This is a genomic window from Blautia sp. HCP3S3_B11 (assembly GCF_052064435.1).
Classification (GTDB): domain Bacteria; phylum Bacillota; class Clostridia; order Lachnospirales; family Lachnospiraceae; genus Blautia_A.
Map to the genome: position 1 here is coordinate 36,236 of NZ_JBQHVP010000013.1, position 21,261 is coordinate 57,496.

18 protein-coding genes and 3 pseudogenes are annotated in these 21,261 nt (G+C 42.2%); 14 read left to right on the plus strand and 7 right to left on the minus strand.

The features are described 5' to 3' along the window. Positions 1–7: 7 nt before the first annotated feature. Positions 8–1,735, minus strand: coding sequence for an IS1634 family transposase (locus ACTNC0_RS11520; protein WP_441087483.1), 1,728 nt, complete (start codon positions 1,733–1,735; stop codon positions 8–10). Between the two features lie 770 nt (positions 1,736–2,505). On the opposite strand from ACTNC0_RS11520, the gene ACTNC0_RS11525 reads away from it, so the two are divergent. Both ACTNC0_RS11525 and ACTNC0_RS11530 read left to right on the plus strand, forming a co-directional pair. Further along, positions 2,506–2,646 carry a hypothetical protein gene (locus tag ACTNC0_RS11525; RefSeq protein ID WP_441087484.1) on the plus strand — a complete coding sequence of 47 codons (141 nt, stop codon included), beginning with the start codon at positions 2,506–2,508 and terminating at the stop codon, positions 2,644–2,646. 53 nt (positions 2,647–2,699) lie between these two features. Continuing rightward, positions 2,700–3,230 carry a hypothetical protein gene (locus ACTNC0_RS11530; RefSeq protein WP_441087485.1) on the plus strand — a complete coding sequence of 177 codons (531 nt, stop codon included), beginning with the start codon at positions 2,700–2,702 and terminating at the stop codon, positions 3,228–3,230. On the opposite strand, the pseudogene ACTNC0_RS11535 reads toward ACTNC0_RS11530, so the two are convergent. Further along, positions 3,126–3,486, minus strand: a pseudogene (locus ACTNC0_RS11535) (IS1634 family transposase); the annotation flags it as partial. The gene ACTNC0_RS11530 and the pseudogene ACTNC0_RS11535 sit on opposite strands and share 105 nt — an antisense overlap. Before the next feature lie 160 nt (positions 3,487–3,646). Here ACTNC0_RS11535 and ACTNC0_RS11540 point away from each other — a divergent pair. Further along, positions 3,647–5,395, plus strand: coding sequence for an ABC transporter ATP-binding protein (locus ACTNC0_RS11540; protein ID WP_441087486.1), 1,749 nt, complete (start codon positions 3,647–3,649; stop codon positions 5,393–5,395). A 277-nt stretch (positions 5,396–5,672) separates the two neighbouring features. Here ACTNC0_RS11540 and ACTNC0_RS11545 read toward each other — a convergent pair whose 3' ends face one another. After that, positions 5,673–7,340 (minus strand): flavodoxin family protein, encoded by a 1,668-nt coding sequence (locus ACTNC0_RS11545; protein ID WP_441087487.1) that lies wholly within the window; start codon positions 7,338–7,340, stop codon positions 5,673–5,675. Between the two features lie 410 nt (positions 7,341–7,750). Here ACTNC0_RS11545 and ACTNC0_RS11550 point away from each other — a divergent pair. The 4 genes and pseudogenes from ACTNC0_RS11550 to ACTNC0_RS11565 form a co-directional block, all read left to right on the plus strand. Further along, positions 7,751–8,311 (plus strand): annotated as a pseudogene (locus ACTNC0_RS11550) (MATE family efflux transporter); the annotation flags it as partial. Positions 8,312–8,492: 181 nt separating this feature from the next. Further along, positions 8,493–8,735, plus strand: a complete 243-nt coding sequence (locus tag ACTNC0_RS11555; RefSeq protein ID WP_441035549.1) for a type II toxin-antitoxin system Phd/YefM family antitoxin — start codon at positions 8,493–8,495, stop codon at positions 8,733–8,735. Continuing rightward, positions 8,732–8,917 carry a type II toxin-antitoxin system death-on-curing family toxin gene (locus tag ACTNC0_RS11560; protein WP_441087488.1) on the plus strand — a complete coding sequence of 62 codons (186 nt, stop codon included), beginning with the start codon at positions 8,732–8,734 and terminating at the stop codon, positions 8,915–8,917. Before ACTNC0_RS11555 ends, ACTNC0_RS11560 begins: the two co-directional genes overlap by 4 nt. An 18-nt stretch (positions 8,918–8,935) precedes the next feature. Next, positions 8,936–10,072, plus strand: coding sequence for a diguanylate cyclase domain-containing protein (locus ACTNC0_RS11565; RefSeq protein WP_441087489.1), 1,137 nt, complete (start codon positions 8,936–8,938; stop codon positions 10,070–10,072). Between the two features lie 63 nt (positions 10,073–10,135). On the opposite strand, the gene ACTNC0_RS11570 is transcribed toward ACTNC0_RS11565, so the two are convergent. Both ACTNC0_RS11570 and ACTNC0_RS11575 read right to left on the minus strand, forming a co-directional pair. Further along, positions 10,136–10,690 (minus strand): hypothetical protein, encoded by a 555-nt coding sequence (locus ACTNC0_RS11570; protein ID WP_441087490.1) that lies wholly within the window; start codon positions 10,688–10,690, stop codon positions 10,136–10,138. 117 nt (positions 10,691–10,807) lie between these two features. Further along, positions 10,808–11,050, minus strand: coding sequence for a type II secretion system protein (locus tag ACTNC0_RS11575; protein WP_441087491.1), 243 nt, complete (start codon positions 11,048–11,050; stop codon positions 10,808–10,810). A 513-nt stretch (positions 11,051–11,563) separates the two neighbouring features. Between ACTNC0_RS11575 and ACTNC0_RS11580 the strand changes: the two genes are divergently transcribed. The 4 genes from ACTNC0_RS11580 to ACTNC0_RS11595 all read left to right on the plus strand — a co-directional run bounded on the left by ACTNC0_RS11580 (position 11,564) and on the right by ACTNC0_RS11595 (position 15,075). After that, on the plus strand, positions 11,564–12,715 hold the full coding sequence (locus tag ACTNC0_RS11580; protein ID WP_441087493.1) for an AI-2E family transporter: 1,152 nt from the start codon (positions 11,564–11,566) through the stop codon (positions 12,713–12,715). A 96-nt stretch (positions 12,716–12,811) separates the two neighbouring features. After that, on the plus strand, positions 12,812–12,985 hold the full coding sequence (locus ACTNC0_RS11585) for a hypothetical protein (RefSeq protein WP_441087494.1): 174 nt from the start codon (positions 12,812–12,814) through the stop codon (positions 12,983–12,985). 93 nt (positions 12,986–13,078) lie between these two features. Further along, positions 13,079–14,257 carry a transglutaminase domain-containing protein gene (locus tag ACTNC0_RS11590; RefSeq protein WP_441087495.1) on the plus strand — a complete coding sequence of 393 codons (1,179 nt, stop codon included), beginning with the start codon at positions 13,079–13,081 and terminating at the stop codon, positions 14,255–14,257. Between the two features lie 83 nt (positions 14,258–14,340). Continuing rightward, complete coding sequence (locus ACTNC0_RS11595) at positions 14,341–15,075, plus strand: TM7S3/TM198-like domain-containing protein (RefSeq protein ID WP_441087496.1); 735 nt, start codon at positions 14,341–14,343, stop codon at positions 15,073–15,075. Here the strand turns inward: ACTNC0_RS11595 and ACTNC0_RS11600 are convergent. Then, positions 15,054–15,140, minus strand: a pseudogene (locus ACTNC0_RS11600) (hypothetical protein); the annotation flags it as partial. The gene ACTNC0_RS11595 and the pseudogene ACTNC0_RS11600 sit on opposite strands and share 22 nt — an antisense overlap. Before the next feature lie 19 nt (positions 15,141–15,159). Between ACTNC0_RS11600 and ACTNC0_RS11605 the strand changes: the two are divergent. Then, positions 15,160–18,201: a putative bifunctional diguanylate cyclase/phosphodiesterase gene (locus ACTNC0_RS11605; RefSeq protein WP_441087497.1), complete on the plus strand. Its 3,042-nt coding sequence runs from the start codon at positions 15,160–15,162 to the stop codon at positions 18,199–18,201. Positions 18,202–18,279: 78 nt separating this feature from the next. Continuing rightward, positions 18,280–18,768, plus strand: coding sequence for a Cys-tRNA(Pro) deacylase (gene ybaK, locus ACTNC0_RS11610; protein WP_173742429.1), 489 nt, complete (start codon positions 18,280–18,282; stop codon positions 18,766–18,768). A 132-nt stretch (positions 18,769–18,900) separates the two neighbouring features. On the opposite strand, the gene ACTNC0_RS11615 is transcribed toward ybaK, so the two are convergent. Continuing rightward, the gene (locus tag ACTNC0_RS11615) at positions 18,901–20,541 is read right to left on the minus strand and encodes an ABC-F family ATP-binding cassette domain-containing protein (RefSeq protein WP_019161885.1); all 1,641 of its coding nucleotides are present in this window, start codon (positions 20,539–20,541) and stop codon (positions 18,901–18,903) included. Between the two features lie 222 nt (positions 20,542–20,763). Between ACTNC0_RS11615 and ACTNC0_RS11620 the strand changes: the two genes are divergently transcribed. After that, positions 20,764–21,171: an RrF2 family transcriptional regulator gene (locus tag ACTNC0_RS11620; RefSeq protein ID WP_173742428.1), complete on the plus strand. Its 408-nt coding sequence runs from the start codon at positions 20,764–20,766 to the stop codon at positions 21,169–21,171. The last annotated feature ends 90 nt before the right edge of the window (positions 21,172–21,261 follow it).

The following is a 21,261-nucleotide window of genomic DNA, read 5'->3' on the forward strand; positions in this document are numbered from 1 at the left end:
TGGTAATTTATTCCCTGCCCTTACTTTTTTTCTGAATCGTTTTCATCTGACTTTTCGTAATAAACTGAAAGTCTGTTTCAAAACCGCACACCGAATGCAAAGTATCGGTTAATTTATCCCGTGTATACAGAGGAATGAATCCCTGTTCCTGTACATCAGCAAAATTCATGGTTTTGAGTTTGTCCAAAATTGTTTCACAAGTATAAATGTTTCCTAAACTCTTTTCCAGATAACGATAGATGATTAATGAAAGAAAACAGATCAAAAAATGCGCTTTGATGCGTATTTCATCTTGAAGATATACTGGTCTGGTTTCAAAATCGGTTTTCATGATGCGGAAACATTCTTCGATTTCCCATCGTCCCTCACTTACTTTCAAGATATCTTTTACATCATCGTCCAGCAGATCTGTTGTTACTGCATACAATCCATCATAAAGTGCTTCGTTTTCAATCTTATCTGTGTCCAGATAGTTTTCAATCTTTGCAATCTCCCCATCTTCAGTAACAGCGGTCTTTCCGATAAATCTGGCTGGATCGTTTGGATTTCTTCGTTCTTTTTTTATTTTCCCGGATTTGAGCATTTTTTCAGCACGCTCCACCTGAGCATCACGTATTGCTTTCTGATATTTGGCATATTTAGGAGAGTATGTGATGATAAGACGTTGGTGCAGGGAATGCGGAGTATAAGGCTCATCCTTATAATATAACCCAGTATCGTCTTCTGGAATCTTTGAAAGATCAACCGGTGAATCATCCGAGACACGCTTGAAGCCTGTCTTATCCAGTGCCCATTTTTTATCCTCTTTATTTAACTTTTTAATAGACTGAGTAACGATAAATGCCCGTTCTCCTGAATGATTAATTCTTTTAATGGCTTCTGAACCAAGCCCTGCATCGCTGCAGTAGATAAATTTCGTGCAGCCAAAATCCTGAAGCACTTTTTCTTCCAGAGGTTTTAATGAAGTCTGTTCATTTGCATTTCCTGGAAAAAGTGAGAATGCAAGAGGGATGCCGTCTCCATCCATAAACATTCCCATCTGTATGATTGGATTTGGACGGTGTTCTTTACATTTACCGTATTTTTTGTCACCATCTTCCTGCTCGATCTCAAAAAAATAGTTTGTACAATCATAATAGAGTATCTTATCATTTCTCTTTCCAAGGAGATGGCTGTTTTTGTATACCTCGGCTTGAATAAAATCACATTCGTTTCCTAATACATCAAGAGCCCGATATATGTCATGCAGCTGATAGGAAGGTTTTTCCAAAAATTCAGAAGCTACTTTAAATGAAGAACGTTTGCTTACCGGTTCCAAAATCCTGGCATAGATCAGGTCAGAAAGAATGGCATTGATATCAAATTTGAATTTATGTTTGTCCCGAAGCTTTCGACAAGTCTTATCAAGATGAAGACGATAGTAAAAAGCCTGCGGAAAAAGATATCCTCCCCGATAAAAGACCTGCTGATTATAATCAAGCTTTTGGTCAGCATGAAAAGTTATTTGAACAGATTTAGTTTGTTGCTCTTTTTTGTATTTTATTGTTTCCAATCTGGCTTCTTCTCTAGCCCATTTCATAACATCATCACGAGTCGGCCCGTGCTCAGGAAGTAAATCTTTGAGTGTTCCAAGTTTACGAACAATCACAGAAGTACTAACCCCTTTGTTGTTGATGTATCCTTTCGAAATATAAAAGGATTCTGAATTTTTTGATTTGGATGTCGTAACTCGCATAAAAAAATCCTCCATACCTTATTTTATCATACATTACAATAAAATGCAATAGAATAAAACGATAAATTTGACATAAAAAAAGCAGGTTTTATGCGACCTGCAAGCATTTTTTCTATAATTCAACTGTCAAACTCCCGGGGTCGCACCCCCTGTCGGGAAAATAAAGAAACGAAATTTGTTTTAAAAGTTTTCTAAAGAAAGTATAAAAATCTAACTGAGTCACAGACTGGAACGTTTTTTCTGGTTATAATACACCCATTATTTTTGGGTTGACTTTTTGGCACATTGCGCATATACTAACAGTAGCTAAGGAATGTGGTGAGATTCCGTGAAGCAAAGCAAAAGCCCTCAGAGTGCCAGCTCTGAGGGCTTTCTTGCTCGTTGCGGTGAGCTATTCCGTTTAGACTGTTGCTGTCTATCGTCTGCTGTCCAGCCATTTGCATATGTAGTAGCTAACTACGCCTGCTATAACAGAGACAAGAAATGTGGTGAGAATTTCTTCCATGGAGTCCACCTCCTTTCTGCTGGAGGTTCGACAGCTTTTTTAGTATAACATGTTTTAGAACAAATTGGAATAGTAAAACCCGGTATGGGGGACCTGGCGGGGTCGCACCCCCTGTCGGCAACGGCACACATAAATTCTGTAGAAACGATGCTGTTTCCTCCATCATAAGGAAAGGAGCATGCAGATGCAGAATGAAAGAAAAAAACTGGAAGAGTAGAACCTGCTGGATGATTTTCTCTTCAATGCCATGATGACATATCCTGAAATGGGAGAGAAGTTTACACGAAAGATCCTGAAACTTCTGTTTAACAAGGAGTTTCGAAATCTGAAAGTGATCGCACAGAAATCCTATGGGGGATTGAATACGGATTTCCACAGAGGATCCGCTTTTATCATGCCATCATAGACAGCCGCAGTCTGAAATCAGGAGAGGATTTTGGAAAGTTAAAGAGAGTATACGTGATCTTTATCTGTAATTACGATCCTTTTGGTTACGACAGAGTGAAATATACAATACGAAATATGTGTGTGGAAGAACCGGAAATGCCATACGATGATGGTGCACAGACAACCGTATTGTATACTAAGGGTGATGACATATCCGAAGAACTCCGGCAGTTTTTAAGCTATATGGAGAACACAACCCAGACAAACGCAGTAAATGATACACTGAAAGATATCCAGAAGATGGTGGATATCGTGAAGCGGGACGGGGAGGTGTCGTTGAGTTATATGAAGGGATTTGAGAGAGATACGATCATGTATGAAAAAGGTCAGGAAGCTGAACGCAAGAATACAGAAAAGGAACGCAAAAATACAGAAAGAGAACGTCAAAGAGCAGATTCTGCTGAAAAAGAAAAAATAGAAGCTTTGGAATATAGTATTTTATTTCCGGCCTTTACTTTTTTTCTGAATGTTTTTCATTTGCCTTTTGGTGATAAATTTATAATCCGTTTCAAAGCCGTAAACAGTGTGCAATGCATCGGTTAGCTTGTCTCGTGTGTAAGCAGCTGAGGGCATTTTCCAGGTCTCTTTCAAGGGGTAACGATATATCACTAATGCAAGGAAACAGATAAGGAAATGGGCTTTTATGCGTATATCGTCTTGAAGAAAAGCCGGTCTTGTCATCATATAAGGCTTCCTGTTCGATCTTTTCTGTGTCCAGATAATTGTGAATCTTTGCAGCTTCTCCATCTTCAGTTGCTGCGACTTTCCCTATGAATCGAGCAGGATCATTTGGATTCCTAAGGTATGTAGGGCTCGTCTTTATAATACAATCCATTCTGGAGAAAATATTTGCAGAAGCATTTTGACAAAACACTCCCAGTCGGTTTATAATAAATTCTGTATGAAAATTTTTGCTGCTGGCTAATAAAAATATAGCAGTAAAAGCGGAGGAGAATCACATGAAACAAGAGAAAAAACAGCCTGGCAAGCTGAAGATGCTTGCTGGCTATTACAAACCATATAGGGGATTATTTTTTGCAGATTTGTTTTTTGCATTTCTAGGGGCGGCAGTTACCCTTGTTATTCCATTGATGGTCCGCTATATTATGAATTCGGTAAGCGAGTTATCAGCGGTGGAAGCTAAGACTATCATTCTGAAAATAGGTGTGGGAATGCTGCTGCTGATCCTGGTGCAGCTGGGAAGCCGCTATTTTATCACCTATTATGGTCACATGATGGGTGCTTATATTGAGCACGATATGCGAAATGAGATCTTCAGCCATTATCAGAAGCTTTCTTTTGCATTCTACGATAACCAGAAGGTGGGACAGTTGCTTTCCCGTATTACAAGTGACCTTTTTGATATTACAGAGCTTCTTCATCATGGACCGGAGGATATTCTGATCTCCGTGATCAAGCTGTTCGGAGCGCTGATCATTCTCTTGAATGTAAAGCCGCAGATGGCGTTGCTGTGTTTTGCTGTTGTGATCATCATGTTGATCTACGCGCTGATCTACAATAAGAAAATGAAAAGTGCATTTAAAGAGAATCGTGTGCGCATGGGTGAGATCAATAGTCAGATCGAGGATAGCCTTTCCGGAATCAGGGTGGTAAAATCCTTTGGAAATGAGAAGCGTGAGATTGAGAAGTTCCGTAAAGGAAATGAGCGTTTCGTGGATTCTAAGCGTGTGACTTACCGCTATATGGCAGGCTATCATGCAGGAATGGATGCCTTTACTACATTGATCACGGTAACAGCACTTGTTTCCGGTGCTGTGTTCCTGGCATCTGGAAATTTAAGCGCTACAGACCTTGTGACATTTCTTTTATATATCAATAATTTTACTGAGCCCGTTACGAAGCTGGTGAATTTTACTGAACAGTTCCAGAATGGTTACAGCGGTTATGACCGTTTCCTGGAAATGATGTCCATTGCACCGGATATTGAAGATGCACCGGATGCTGTTCCTCTGGAACATGTGGATGGAGATATTCGTTTTGAGAATGTATCATTCCATTATGAAGACCATAATGAGAAGGTGCTTTCTAATGTGAATCTGGAAGTAAAGTCTGGTGACTATGTTGCTCTTGTAGGTACCTCAGGCGCCGGAAAGACTACTCTTTGCAGTCTGATCCCCAGATTTTATGATGTGTCATCAGGAGCAATCTATCTGGATGGAAAAGATATCCGTAAGATCAAACTGAAGGATCTGCGTGATCACATAGGAATCGTGCAGCAGGATGTGTATCTGTTTGCCGGAAATATTATGGAAAATATTCGCTATGGACGTCCGGATGCTACAGACGAGGATGTTATCAGGGCGGCTAAGCTGGCAAATGCTCATGATTTTATTATGGAAATGCCGGATAATTATGGTACAGATATTGGGCAGCGTGGAGTGAAGCTCTCTGGAGGACAGAAACAGCGTCTTTCCATTGCCAGAGCTTTTCTGAAGAATCCGCCTATTCTGATTTTTGATGAGGCAACATCTGCGCTGGATAATGAGAGTGAGAAGGTGGTTCAGGAATCGCTGGAGCGTCTTGCAAAGGACAGAACTACTTTTGTAATTGCTCACAGACTTTCTACAATTCGCAATGCCAGAAGAATCCTTGTCCTTACAGAGGATGGAATTACAGAAGAGGGAACACATCAGGAACTGATGGATAAAGATGGCGTTTACGCAAAGCTGTGTAAAGCCGGCTTATAGGATACCAGGCGGGGTCGCACCCTCTGTCGGGAAAATAAAGAAACGAAATTTGTTTTAAAAGTTTTCTAAAGAAAGTATAAAAATCTAACTGAGTCACAGACTGGAGCCTACCCAGCCTGTGACTTTCTGTTAGATTGTACTTTCATTATATATAGTCAAACTGAATCATCTTTCTGGTTGACTGCAACAGCGATTATGTTATATAAAGTCAAGCCGAATCATGGCTATAGATGACCGTAATAGAACTTATGCTATATGAGGTCAACCGGAATCATGTTTATAAGGCAGAGTTTTCTTCTTTTCTCTTGCCTCTTGCTATCTTTGCGGGATACCATTTTTCAAACCATATTGTAAAAAATCCCATCAAGATTGGAATTAAATTGTTTACAATGATAAGCAGATTTCCAAACCCGGCTCCTCTAAGCAGAAAGGTCCAGACTGCTGTCAGTACATATAACAATCCCCATGCCGCTGCAAGAATATAATTTGTCTTCATGAAGAGAGGGTTTTGATGTGCACTTTCACCACCATAATTGTATTTTACATAAGCAGCGCATAAAGGTTCTTTTGTCAGGCATGAAAGCAGCCAGAACAATCCAAACACAAGATATCCTATATTTGTAGGAATATCTCCATTCCCGGTTACATTTGCTGCTGCGGAAAGTACAGCAACGGCTATCATAGAGAGTTGATCCCAGATCTCAAATTCATGATTTCTCATAATAAACGGTATGGCTGCCACTACGATAAGAGCTATCAAAGCCCCCACTTTAGGAGTGATAGAAACAGCAGTCCAAAAGGCAATCCATGGTATAAGCATTGTCATCATAGAAGGATTTTTCTTCTCAATCATGTTTGGGGATTTTTTCTCAGGATTTTTAACCGCAGATGTGTTTCCAAAGAATTTATCCCAATTGATCATTAAGGAGAAATCGCCGGATACCGTATACATCTGTTTTCCCAATGCTTCTGCGCCACCAATTTCTCCACGAGAAATAGCTGACCATACAGAAAAAGGTGTATCGATGCGAGTAGTTGGAGAAAGGCTTCCATCTGTAAAAATCTGGCTTCCGGTCTGGTTAAGTCGAATCTGATACGTATGATCCAAATCGGTAAAATGTATCTCAAGTACGCGTTCTTTTCCGTCATAGGCGTCTTTATTGTAAAGGGCGGCCATTTGCCGGGTAAATACAAGATCCTCAGGTTCTTTCTCGCCGGTCGTTTTGTTAATACCCCAGCTGGCATCTGCCATTTTTTCAAATACATCCCTGGGATATAAAAGTGTATGGAGCACAGCATCTGTTTCTTTCGATATTGCTCCTGTCATTGCATATTCAGTGCCTGCACATTTTACTGCAGCAAGATATTCATTTGTTCTCACTGACAATTCCTTTACACGAAACAATTCTCCCTGACCGCAAAAAATGGTCGTATAATTTCCTCTGCCAAGGAAATGGTCAAACATCCGCAATACACTGTCATAATTTTCGTCGGCAGAATAAAAACCACAGGTAGAGATTAATACGTGTCTCTTGCCTTCCGTATCATATCTGGCATCATGACTGCCGCTTCCGTATCCGTCCTGCCTTGAACTCATAAAAGGAAGACTCATAGGAAGCTGACGATCGATCAAATTCTTTAACATACCGGGAACATTAAAATAGTACAGTGGAAAAGACCATAAAATTAGATCAGCACGAATCAGTTTTTTAATGACTGTTTGCATATCATCATTTATACAGCATCTCCCGGGTGTTTTCTGCCAGCATGCAAAGCATCCCTTACACGCACCTATATTCATTGAAGCTATATGCAGTTCATCAACAGATAACTCTTCTTTATTACTCGTACATCCGTTTTCTAATCCCTTAATAAAGCTGTATGCAAGTTTTAATGAATTACTTCTTTTGCCTTTTGGGCTTCCGTTGATCAGAAGTATCTTCATCGCTACGTCCTCCATTCCTTTATTTCTGATAATGAAAGTGTACCCTTTCATATGTGGATTGTCAACAAAACCAGAGGGGGTATGAAATAAAGAAAAAATATTAGTTACTGTTCACTGGTAATATCCCGCGAGGTGTTTTTTGCGAACGAAGGTCACAGAAAACCCGAGACATACCGCGCGACTTTATGCGATTAGCATAAAGTCTGTGCATCACGAAGCGTGTTGCTGTGAACAGAGTGAACAGTAACAAATATTATTATTGTACTGTATGATGAGTAAGTGGTATAATAATACATATTTATATTGCTGGAAAATAGCACGGTTTGCACATTGGGGTCACAGACTGGAACCCACCCAGCCTGTGGCTTTTTACAGTAAAATGGATAAAAGCCTTGACAGCAGGAAATAAAATTTCTTTCCTGAATCAGATATTGGCTGTTTTCTCCGGAAGCTATGTAGTGGTTCTGGGAATCTATTATAAGCTTCAGACTTTTTTATATCTGCCTGCAAGCGGCATTGTTCAGGGAATGCGTCCGCTGATAGGATATAATTACGGAGCGGGAGAAATAAAGAGGGTAAAGAAGCTTTTGGGGATTTCTGTGCTGCTGAATGGTATGATCATGCTGGCAGGAACGATTATCTGCTTTACAGCATCAGAGACATTGATGGGAATGTTTACTGAGAACCCGGAAACTATAAGACTTGGCACTGCTGCATTGCAGGTTATCAGTATTGGATTCATCCCATCTGCCATCTCTGTTACAGCTTCAGGTGCATTAGAAGGACTGGGCAAAGGTACTCAGTCCCTGGTGATTTCACTGTTAAGATATATTTTCATGATTATTCCGGTAGCTTATCTGCTGTGCTATTTTGCCGGGGCAGGTGCTGTGTGGAATGCGTTCTGGATCTGTGAATATATAACAGCAGTAGCAGTAGGTGTCGGGATAAAGAACAGCTTCGTGATGAATTGAGAGAATATGCCAATATGCTGGTAGAAATTGAGGGCCGTTTTGAACAGTATAATGAAACAGATCGTCAACAGGACAGACGGAAAATTTTAATAAAATAGGTTGTATTCTAGATAGAATAAGAGTCTTCTATAGATAGAAGCTTTAGATAAAATCATATAATGTTTAGAAAGAGGTGTAGATTATGACAATAGATACAAATACAATGGTATCAATTACAGAAGCTAACCAGAATTTTTCAAAGGTCACAAGAGTTGTTGATAAACATGGAACAGCAGTAATCCTAAAGAACAATGTTCCCAGATATCTTGTAATTGATTTTAGTAAAGCAGAAGCACAGAAAATAGCAGATGTAGAAGATGTGGCAACAATTTCGGAACGATTAATAAAACAGAATATGGAAGCATATAAGGAGCTGGCTAAATGATAATTCTCAGCAAAGAACAAGTACTAATGATGCATAGACAGCTAATATCTGTGACTGGTGGAAGTGATGGAATTAGAGATGAAGGAATGCTGGATTCTGCATTGCTGAATCCTTTTCAGTCATTTGGAGGAGAAGAACTTTATCCAAGTATTCAGGCTAAGGCGGCACAATTATGCTTTTGATTAGTGAAAAATCATGCAATGATTGACGGAAACAAGAGATTAGGTGCGCATGTAATGCTTGTATTTTTGATGCTGAATGGATATGAGCTAATTTATATTCAGGAAGAATTGGTTGATATTATTTTAGAATTGGCAGCAGGTAAGAATAAATCGCTGACCATGTGCCAGGATGTTATTCCAAATACTGCAGAGGGAAAGAAAATGATGTATGCCATCACCTGGAATGAAGACGGAACCAAGATGATCCAGGTGGGAATTGAGCCAAAGAGACTTCTCAATGAAATAAAGCAGAATAACATTTCCAATGTAGTTGCCGGAATGCCGGTATATAAAGGCATAGAAATTATAGTTGCAGATGGGGATAGACAGATAATAGAAGGAGCCACGGACAGTAGCAAATTAGAGAAAAAACTGGAAGATGTGGGGATATCAGCGAATCATGACAGTGATGACGGTGCGACTGTAACACAGATCAGAATGGATGGAAAGCACTGCAGATGCATGATGCGCCAGAATGATAACTATATTGTTTTTGTAACTGTAGAGGATTCATTTTATCAGCAGGGCGGCATGATTGCTATTTTTATAGTAGGCGCATATTTGGTACTGGCATCCTGCTGTATAACCTATATGTTTTCCAAAGTGATGAAAGAAAGACTGGAAAAAGAAAAACTGATATACACCTCAAATACGGATGAGCTTACCAGATGTTTAAACAGGCACGCATATGAAAATGATATGAAAAAGCTTAATCTTAGTGAGGAATGGGTATACATTTCTGCAGATCTGAACGGATTAAAAGGGGCAAATGATACTTATGGGCATATGGCAGGAGATGAACTTATATGTGCAGCTGCAGATTGTATGAGAAACAGCTTTCATGAGTATGGAAAGGTATACAGAATCGGTGGAGATGAATTTGCAGTGATCATTACAGAGAATCCAAGCCAGGTGGAAGAGCTGATACATAGCTTTGACTCCAATGTGGCAAACTGGCATGGAAAGTTTGTTGATTCAATGACTGTGTCATACGGATGGGTTTTCAGTACAGAGAGAAACTGGGATAGTGCATATGAAATTTCAAAAGCTGCAGATGCAAGAATGTATCAGAGTAAGGAACGCTACTATACGGAAAGCGGTGCAGACAGAAGATAGGCAGAGAACAAAAAAGTCACAGACTGGTGTCAAAACCGGTCTGTGGCTTTTGTAGTTGAGTTGCTATTTGGGGAGTGTGTCTTGGTAGGTTGGAAAATTATCGGCAATTACCTTTTCGTATGCATCGTAGGCAGCTTCTAAAGAGTCGTATTTTGGAGCATCAGTAATATAGTGTTTATATCCATTGTGTCCTGTTTCACGATCTGCAATCGCTACATATTTAGGGGTTTCTCGATTGGGGTTTACTTGACGCTCAACTGTATTTGTTTTAGAAATATAATATTTGTTGTCTGCTGTACTGATAATAACAGGGATTTCTTTACCTGCTCCAACACCATTGGTGTCTACAGAAGTCCAAAAGAGATAATAGCTATCTTTGGTATCAGAATTTTTATAATAAGCCCAGGTTCCTTTTCTTAACAGGCTGTCAGAATCAATATTTTCTTTTATTTTCTTAACCAAATCTGAATCTTCGGTTTTAGACTTTTTTGCGTTGGAATCAATTTCAAAGTAATTAACGGTTTTTAAGTCCCCTTCAAGCAATCCGGAATTTTTAAGAGGGTCTCTTGGATTATCCCCTGTCTTAAAGGGATACTTCTTCCAATCCCAGTTAAACACAACATTTCCATTCTCATCAAAGTAGATTCCACAGGTTCCGCCCGCTTTGGGAATGCCTATCCAGTTTGCTGTGTTCTGATTGGAATATCCTGCGATGGAGACAGTACTGGAGGACTGTCAGTCTTCGATTTTCTGTTTCAGTGGTACAGATTTCTTTATTGTAGTGGTACTTATTCCCTCCAGAGTGACTTCGGCCACTATTTCATCATATGCTGCACGAACATTTGTCAGATCTACAGACTCACGGCTTCGTTCCACATATTTCGTATAAGCCGGTGCCAGGATTCCGATGAGAACTGCCAGAACCGAAATCGCCACAATCAGCTCTACCAGGGTAAAACCTTTATTTTTATTATGCATAGATTCACCTTACTAATTTTTAAGAATTACAAAACTGTCTCACAAGGAAGCAATTTGTGAATGGTTCCCACCCACTGCTATTGCTTTTCGCAACCCCCGCAGGGGACCTACTTGATTTGGTTAAGTTAAATGCAAGACACTTTTTGCAATTATGTTGAAATAATAACACAGAATAAGTCCCTGTGTGAACAGTAACCGAATATCCGATTGACCAATGTTTTCGAAAAAAATTCCTTGTAACGCCTGACAAACCGTGTTAATATAAGCAAAAGCATATTTTCTTATTTCTTCAAATCCAATCATTTATTTTCTATACAGATTCAAGATCTGTTCTTTCGGAAAAGTCATGCTTTTATTTTCATTATTCATTTTAAGCAGGAGTTTTCTAAAAGACAGAAGCTCCTGTACTTTTTTTATAAGGAAGTTATGGGAGGCTGTATGAGAACTCAGAGAGGGTATGAATCATAAGAAAGAAAAACATATCATTGCGTAATAGAGAGGGAAAAACATAAAATGCAGTTAGACAAGGAAAACATGAAAAAAATACGTTATCTCATTGCCTTTGCCATACTTTTGTATCTGGGTGTCCAGCATCTGGATATTGTGATCGGCACAGCTAAGGTACTTCTGGGCTTTCTCATTCCGTTTATTCTGGGATGCGGAATCGCCTTTATTCTGAATGTGCCTATGAAATTTATTGAAAAGCATCTCTTTGGCAAGGCTGTAAAGCAGCAGAAAAAAGCAGCCATGAAGCTTGCCAGACCGGTAAGTCTGGTGCTTTCCATTTGTCTCCTGGTCTGTGTGCTTATCATTGTTATGCTGGTGGTAGTGCCGGAGCTGGGTGCAACTCTGGTGAGTGTTGCCAAAAAGATAGAGGAAAATATACCGGTGATCCAGAAGTGGATCGATACTACATTTGAAAATAATCCGGAGATCATAAAGTGGACCCAGTCTCTGGACATTGAGCCGGGAAAGATTATTAATTCTATGCTTGGAGTACTGAAAAACGGCGTCGATAATTTTGTTTCCTCCACAGTATCCATTACCATGGGACTGCTGAGCACAGCTATGAATATATCCATTGGCTTTGTGTTTGCCTGCTATGTACTTCTTTCCAAGGAAAAGCTCCTTTGTCAGGTGAAAAAGGCCCTGTATGCTCTTTTGCCTGAAAAGCCGGTGCGCTACTTGGCACATGTATGGAATCTGTCCAACCGGATTTTCTCCAGCTTTATTACAGGACAGTGTATTGAGGCTGTGATCCTGGGAAGCATGTTTTTTGTTTCTATGTCCATTTTCAGGTTCCCTTATGCCATGCTGGTGGGAGTGCTGATCGGTTTCACAGCCCTGATCCCATTGTTTGGAGGAATTATCGGATGCTGGATTTCCTTTTTCCTGATCCTTATGGTAAGCCCCATGCAGGCGGTGCTGTTCCTGGGACTCTTCCTGATCCTTCAGCAGATTGAGGGAAATCTGATCTATCCTCATGTGGTGGGAGGCTCTGTGGGACTTCCGTCCATATGGGTGCTGGTGGCTGTTACCCTGGGCGGCAGCCTGATGGGACTTGTGGGTATGCTGATCTTTATCCCGACAGTGTCCGTGATCTATACTCTTTTCAGGGAGTGGGTATATGCCCGCCTGGACAAGAAGCATATGGTAACCTTATAACGTTTACAATTAGTGGATAGGAAGTCCCTGTATTCATCCATATTGCTGAAATTACCGGCACCGAATTTTATTGTATTCTATAACGGAAAGCGGAAAATGCCGGACAGATGGACGAACTGCCTGTCAGAATCTTATGAAAACCAGCAGGGAGAGCCTAATCTGGAGTTAAAGGTAGTTACGATCAATATCAACAGGGACTGCAACAGGAAATTGATGGAGCAATGCAGAATCCTTGGTGAAACAGAAAAAACAATTAAAGAATGGTTGTAAAGTTTATATAATAATTTCGAATAAAGATATTTTATTGTAAATTTATGGATTCTGTGTTAAGCTTTAGGAAAGCTGTGAGAAGGGATAAACGAAATGAAGAAACGTCATTTTCCGGTGTTTCGTCTGTTTCTGGCGGTAATTGTGGCGGTTTTTGCCGTCGGTGCTGTAATGACCTGGGAGAGGGCTGTGCGTGATCCTGTGGAGGTGCGTACGCTGAAGAAACAGGAGGTGGAGTCCACAGACCAGGGACACCAGGAATATTATTTTAATCTGCTGGACGATGATGAGAAGCGGGGCTATCGTGAGATCCTGAAGGGGGTCCGGGCCCATGAGGAGAATTTCTACCTGTCTCTGGGCGGAGATGACCAGATCGACAGAGTTTATCACGCAGTGCTGAAGGATCATCCGGAAATTTTCTGGATACATAACAGGGAAAAGGTATTCAAGACCACTTACGATGGCAGGGATTACTGCAGATTTTCCCCGGGCTATACTTATACAGAGGAGCAGTGCCGGGAGATCGCCCAGGCAATGGAGGCTGCTTATCAGGAAATGGCTGCCCAGATCCCGGAGGGGGCGGATGATTACCAGAAGGTAATGACAGCTTATACTTATATTATTGATCATACAGCTTATGAGATTTCTGATGATGACCAGAGCATTGCCGGAGTTTTCTGGAAGAAAAAGGCAGTGTGTGCCGGTTATGCAGGTGCAGTCCAGTATCTGCTGGAGCGTCTGGATATCCCCTGTATCTATGTGGAGGGGGATGCAGCAGGCAGCACCCAGGGACATGCCTGGAATATTGTAGAGCTGGACGGTCAGTACTATTATGTGGATGCCACCAATGGAGACCAGCCGGAATTTCTGGAAGGGGATGCGGTTTCACTGGCTGAGCACAAGACTACGATTTATGATTATCTCTGTCCTTTTCCCCAGGAATATGAGAAGAATTATACACCATCGAAGGAATTTCAGGTTCCGGCCTGTACAGCCTGGGACAAAAATTTCTATGTGATGAACGGTGCCTGCTTTGACAGCTATGACAGAGAATCTGTATATGCTTTGTGCAGGCTCAGAATAGACAACAATGCAGCTGTGGTCAGATTTAAGTTCAGCAATGCAGATGCCTATGAAGCAGCTTATGAGGATCTGATCACAGAGGAGAAGATACAGGAGATTGCCAGGTATTATATGACAGTGCATGGTCTGCAGGAGATTTCTTATCATTACGGTGTCATAGACGGAATGTATACCATGTATTATATGTTCTGACAGATGTTTTGAGAAAGCCCGGGACATGCAGATCAAAAGTTTATTGGCAGTTTCCGGAGATGACTGAAAAGGAGTGACAGAATATGAGTTATTTTACAGATATTTTCGGCAATATGCCCCAGCTTGGCGAAAGGCTGATGGGTTCTGATATGTTTACACAGTTTTATACCATAATTTTCGGAGTACTTCTGGTACTGGGTATTCTGAACTGTGTGCTTGGCTACCGCCTGATCCGGTTCTGGATGATGGTGGGAGGCTTCTTTGTGGGAGCTGTACTGGCCTTTATCTGTGTCCGGTCTATGGACATTCAGGATAAGACTGTCTGGGGAGTGGCAGTTTTGATAACAGGAATCATATTTGCAGTCATTGCATTTTTGATTTATAAAGCAGGTGTATTCCTGCTGGCAGCCGGTATTGGCTGGGCACTGAGTATTTATTTTATTCATCCTACCAGCTCGGCAGCGTTTTTTGCCTGTATTCTCATCGGGATCGCACTTGGCACCCTGGCAGTGAAGTACTGCAGGGAGGTGTTGATCGTGGCCACAAGCCTGATCGGTGGTCTGATAGCAGGGGTCTCTCTGGGCAGACTGGGAGGTCTGGCTGAGTTTCCATATGGGATCGGACTCAGTGCAGGCTTTGCTCTTCTGGGAATGTTGATCCAGTTTGCTATCAATAAACCTCATAGAGAGGATGAGGATGCAGAACCGGAGAACAGTGTAGAGCCGGAATACCCGGAAGAAACCGGAGAACCTGTAGAAGATAAAGTAGAAAAAGCGTACAGCCAGAGACGCAAAAGAAAAAGTACGAGTGACAGATAGTCACAGCCCACTATCGTAGAGATGAGTTTTGAAGAAGGAGGATGCGGATTATTGGGGGGGAGCATAATCCGTACGTTATTTTAGATGACAAATGCAAACGACAGGAAACAGATACAGGATTATTATAAAATGCTGTTGTTCCTGAATGAGTCTACAAGTGATTTTTTCTTTCTGTGGGATATCAGGGAGAAGAAATTTCATTTTGCACGGGAACTGAACATTGTCCGTGAGAGCACTGGAGATGATGTTTGTACATATACCATGGATGATCTGCAGGCTGTGGCTTATCCCGATGACTGCAAGATGATCCTGCGCCAGCTGGGAAATGTTGCAGATGGCAATGAAGAGACTATGGATTTTGATTTCCGCTATCTGGACAGCTATGGCAAAAAGAATTGGATCAATGCCAGAGGTAAGGTGCTGAAGAACCATAAGCATCAGTCCTTTGTAGTGATGGGCTGTCTGTCCAGACGTGTTCTGGCCGAAAAGGTTGACATGCTTACCGGACTGCTGAATTACAATAAAATGCTGGATAATCTGAACAGCAAGATTGCCCGGGGACACCGTGGACATCTGATAGTTTTGGGGATTGACAGCTTCAGGGATGTGAATCAGCGGATGGGTCGTGAGTATGGTAATCATGTTCTGATCCGGAGTGCGGAGATTCTGGAAGGCCTGAAGGGTGAGAAAAACACAGTTTACAGACTGGACGGGGATCATTTTGCAGTGGATCTTGTGGGCTACAACAAGAAGGATGCAGAGGATTTCTATGCTCTGGTGAAGGAGAAGACAGCGGCGCTGTGTAGCTTTTCAGCAGGAATTGTCAGCTATCCTTTTGAAAAGGAAAAAGATGTAAATATATTGATCAGCTATGCGGAAAATGCTCTGGGTCGTGCCAAAGAGGCTGGCAGGAACCGTATGGAGTATTTTTCTTCGGAGGATTATAACAAGACCTTGTCCAGGATTGAGCTTCAGCAGGAGATGAAGGAGAGCATCCGAAACAATTTTGAGGGCTTTGAGCTTTATTATCAGCCCCAGGTAACCTCCAATGAATATAAGCTTCACGGTGCGGAGGCATTGTTGCGCTATCGTTCCAGAAAGTATGGATTTATGTCTCCGGTTGTGTTTATCCCCATTCTGGAGAAGAGCGGCATGATCGTTCCTGTAGGGAAGTGGGTAATGCAGCAGGCATTTGCCCAGTGTGCCAGATGGAGAAAGCTGCAGGAGGATTTCAGCATCAGTATCAATGTTTCCTATGTGCAGCTGAGAGAGGCTTCTATTGTAAATGATGTGGTGGAAGCTGCCAGAGAGGCAGGGCTTCCGGGCAGAAATATTACAGTGGAAGTTACGGAGAGCATGCAGCTGCAGGATTATAATTATTTTAATAATATATTCTCTAATTGGCGTAATAAGGAAATTCATGTTTCTATTGATGATTTTGGAACCGGCTATTCTTCCCTGAGCTATCTCAAGGGTCTGGAGGTGGATGAGGTCAAGATTGACCGCTGCTTTATCCGCCAGATCCAGAAGAGCGCTTATAATTACCGGCTTCTCAGCAATATGCTGGAGCTGACCCACAGTGCCCGGATCCGGGTCTGCTGTGAAGGGGTAGAGGACGAGGAGGAGCTTCATTGTCTGGATACGCTCTTTCCGGAACTGATCCAGGGCTTCCTTTTTGGCAGACCTATGCCCGCACAGGAGTTTGAATATACCTGTCTGGTTCCCAACGATGCTTATATGCAGCTGATCCGACGCCTGACAGAGTATAATGAAAAGGAAAGGCTGCATAAAGAGTGTACAGGCCAGACTGCAATTTCAGAACAGTTTGAGTACCGCAAAATCCTGGATCAGCTGGAGGAAATTGTGTATCTGGTGGATACGGAAAGCCAGGAAATATATTTCATGAATTCTGCAGCAAAGAAGCTGACCGGCGTTTATAATTATTTTGGAAGTAAATACAGTCAGATATTTGCAGGAGATGTAAGGAAAATTTCAGGCAACAGTATGGAGAAAGAGGAAAACGGCAGTTATCTGACTGAGAAAATGCTGTATGAGAAATACGGCCGTCTCCTCCGTGTGCGTGAAAGGGCGATGACTTATAACGGCAGATCGGCAGTTATGGTAGTTGCCTGGCCTGTAGAAGGGGAAAGCCGGCAGCAGGACCGCAGAGTGAGGGATGAGCTGTACGGCCTGAACCAGACTTTGGAGCTTTATGAGCTGGCTCTCAGAAAGAAACACCAGTCGGAACTGATCCAGGAAATTCTGGACTTTACGGGACATTATTATCAGAGCAGCCGGGTTTGTCTGTTTTTATATGATTCCAGAATGGACATCTGGCAGGATGTTTATTCTTATCTTGAAAAGGGTGTAATGGACAAAAAGCGTTTTCTTAAGCTGACAGCAGGGGATAGTATGCGTCCCTGGGCGAAGCTTCTGGAAGAAAAGCATGCTGTGTTTATCAGAAGTGCAGAGGAACTGAAGGAAAAGGATCAGATCCTCTGGAATGGATTTATGCTTCAGGATATTTATAATTGTATGCTCTGCAGTATCTGTGATCAGAATCATAAGGTTGTAGGGCTGGTCTCTGTGGATAATGCAGATTACTGCCGGGATGATCTGTTTCTGCTGAAAAAGGCAGGAAGGCTTTTGGAGAATGTTTTATTCTGCCAGAATGAAAAAACAGATATGACAGAGAGACTTCACAGGTATGTAGAGAAAACGTTGGATCATAATATTCTTTCTGCTACCCTTATGGGCTTGTGGAGCATCAAGATCAATAAAGCTTCCGGCCAGGTTGTTATGCTGGCAGATGACAATATGCACCTCCTTATTGAGGCAGACAAGGATGCATCACCTGCACAGTGCTACAGGAACTGGTTTGAGAATATTCATCCGGATTATATCCATTATATTCATAATGTAATGGATACGATTATTACCACAGGCCAAACTGTGGAGGCTTCCTATCCATGGAGGCATTCGGAGAGAGGCTGGGTAAATGTACGATGTGTGGGAGTTAAAACCTCTGAGACAGATAGGATCATCACCATTGAGGGGTATCATCGTCTGATCGATGACATGCAGCAGATGAAGGCTGTGCCGGATTCCGGGTACACAACTCAATAAGACAGGGAAGCACCGGATGCGTTTTGCCATATAGGTAAGCGGCAGAGCACGTATGACAACAGAAAGGAATGACAGAGAATGGCAAAGGAAGCTAAGACAAATGCAATGAGAATGCTGGACAGACAGAAGGTGAGGTATGAGACCTTTACTTATGAATGTGATGAATTTATAGATGGACTTCACAGTGCAGATAAGATTGGGGCACCTTATGACCAGTCTTTTAAAACCCTGGTGATGGAGGGCAAAAGCGGCGGTTATTTTGTGTTCGTAGTCCCCATTGAGAAAGAAGTGGACAGAAAGGCTGCTGCCAGAGCTGTAGGTGAGAAGACAGTGGACATGATCCATGTAAAGGACATCACCAAGATTACAGGCTATGTAAGAGGAGGCTGCAGCCCTCTGGGAATGAAGAAGCCATATCCTGTGGTATTTGATGCATCAGCAGGTAATTTCAGTGAGATTTATGTCAGCGGCGGCCGGATCGGACTTACCCTGAAGGTGCCTCTGGAGGATCTTCTGAAGGTTACAGGAGGAAAACTGGCAGATATTACCATGAAGCAGGAGGACTGAGTGCCGGAGGCTGACAGCAGAGCGGGTTTCTGACGGAAACGGTGAAAACAGAAGATATATATAATATAAGAAAAGGTTCGCAGAAGAGCTCATAACTCCGGTGCGAACCTTTTTTTGTGATGTTAGTTATCTTTAGTTATCGGAAGCATCTTCCTCATTGATTTCGAATACGTGACGTTTCTTAGCCATCTCATCACTTGCCAGATATTCATCGTAGGTTGTGATCTTGTCGATCATGGTTCCGTTTGGAAGGATCTCCATAATACGGTTGGCTGTGGTCTGTACAAACTGGTGGTCATGGGAGGTGAAAAGGATCACGCCCGGGAATTTGATCAGTCCGTTGTTCAGTGCGGTAATGCTCTCCATATCCAGATGGTTGGTTGGCTCATCCAGAATCAGGATGTTAGCACCGGAGATCATCATTTTGGAGAGGAGGCAGCGAACCTTCTCACCACCGGAAAGTACGCGGACACGTTTCACGCCGTCCTCGCCCGGGAAAAGCATACGTCCCAGGAAGCCTCGTACATAGGTGGCATCCTTGATCTCGGAGTACTGAGTCAGCCAGTCTGTGATAGTCAGGTCGTTATCAAACTCTGCAGTGTTGTCTTTGGGGAAATAAGCCTGTGTTGTGGTTACACCCCATTTATAATTACCTTCATCCGGTTCCATTTCGCCGGTAATGATCTTGAAGAAGGTTGTGATAGCCTGTTCGTTGGCACCTACAAAAGCAACCTTATCCTCACGGCCCAGTGTGAAGGAGATATTGTCCAGAACTTTTACTCCGTCGATGGTTTTGGAAAGTCCCTCTACCATAAGTACTTCGTTACCGATCTCGCGGTTTGGACGGAAGTCGATATATGGATATTTACGGCTGGACGGACGCATATCATCCAGCTGGATTTTCTCCAGGGCACGCTTACGGGAGGTAGCCTGTTTGGATTTGGAAGCGTTGGCGCTGAAACGGGAGATGAACTCCTGGAGCTCCTTGATCTTTTCTTCCTTTTTCTTGTTGGCTTCCTTCATCTGTTTTACCAGCAGCTGGCTGGACTCAAACCAGAAGTCATAGTTACCTGCATAGAGCTGGATCTTGCCATAGTCAATGTCAGCGGTATGGGTACAGACTTTATTCAGGAAATAGCGGTCATGGGAAACTACGATGACTGTATTGTCAAAGTTGATCAGGAATTCCTCAAGCCATTCAATAGCAGGCAGATCCAGGTGGTTGGTAGGCTCATCCAGAAGCAGGATATCCGGGTTACCGAAAAGTGCCTGGGCAAGAAGTACCTTTACCTTCTGGCTTCCTGTCAGGTCAGCCATCTGTGAATAATGAAATTCTGTCTCAATACCAAGACCATTCAGGAGAGTAGCTGCATCGGATTCTGCTTCCCATCCGTTCATCTCTGCGAATTCGCCTTCCAGCTCACTGGCACGGATACCGTCCTCGTCTGTAAAGTCTTCTTTTGCATAGATGGCATCCTTTTCCTTCATGATCTCATAAAGTCTCTGGTTACCCATGATAACGGTGTCCAGTACTGTATAGGAATCATATTTAAAGTGGTCCTGCTGCAGGAAGGAGAGACGCTGTCCCGGTGTGATCACGATATCACCCTTGGTAGGCTCCAGCTGTCCGGAGAGGATTTTAAGGAAAGTAGATTTACCTGCTCCGTTGGCTCCGATGAGACCGTAGCAGTTTCCTTCTGTAAATTTGATATTTACGTCTTCGAAAAGGGCTTTCTTGCCCACACGTAAAGTAATATTGTTTGCTGAAATCATAGTTTACCTCTTTTTCATGAAATACTGTGATTGTGTTCTTTTATATAATAAAAATGCCTGCACCTGTTATACCAGCACAGCCGCTTACCATTTTACATTAAAATAGGAAATTTGCAACAGTTTTTTGATTTTTTGTTTTCTTTTATTTACAAAAAAAATCTGCATTGGTATAATAAGGTTTGAAAATAATGAAATGCTGTGAGCAGAGAGGATATATAAGGAATGTTTATTACCAGAGAATGTGATTATGCAGTACGTGTGATCCGTGCACTGCAGGGGGAGAGCAGGCTCAGTGTGCCTGAGATCTGTGAGAAGGAAGCAATTACAGCCCCCTTTGCTTATAAAATACTTAAGAAATTACAGAAAGCGAAGATTGTGAAAGGCTACCGCGGTGTTCATGGAGGCTATTCCCTGGACAGAGGTGCAGATGAACTGACCTTATATGATGTATATGAGGCCATAGATCCGGGAATGTTTATTATTGAATGCCTGGATCCTCAGTTTGGCTGCGTGCGTGACGGACAGGACGGAATTCCCTGTCTGGTGCACAGAGAGCTGGCAGACATCCAGTCTCAGCTGTTTGCCATGCTTAAGAGAAAAACCTTACTGCAGATTCTGGAGGAGGCGTAAGCCTCTTCTTTTTTTGTTTTATGGGATAGTGTTGTGTGAACAGTAACACAATTGTATCTCATAAGATACAAAAACTTCCAAAACCAATTG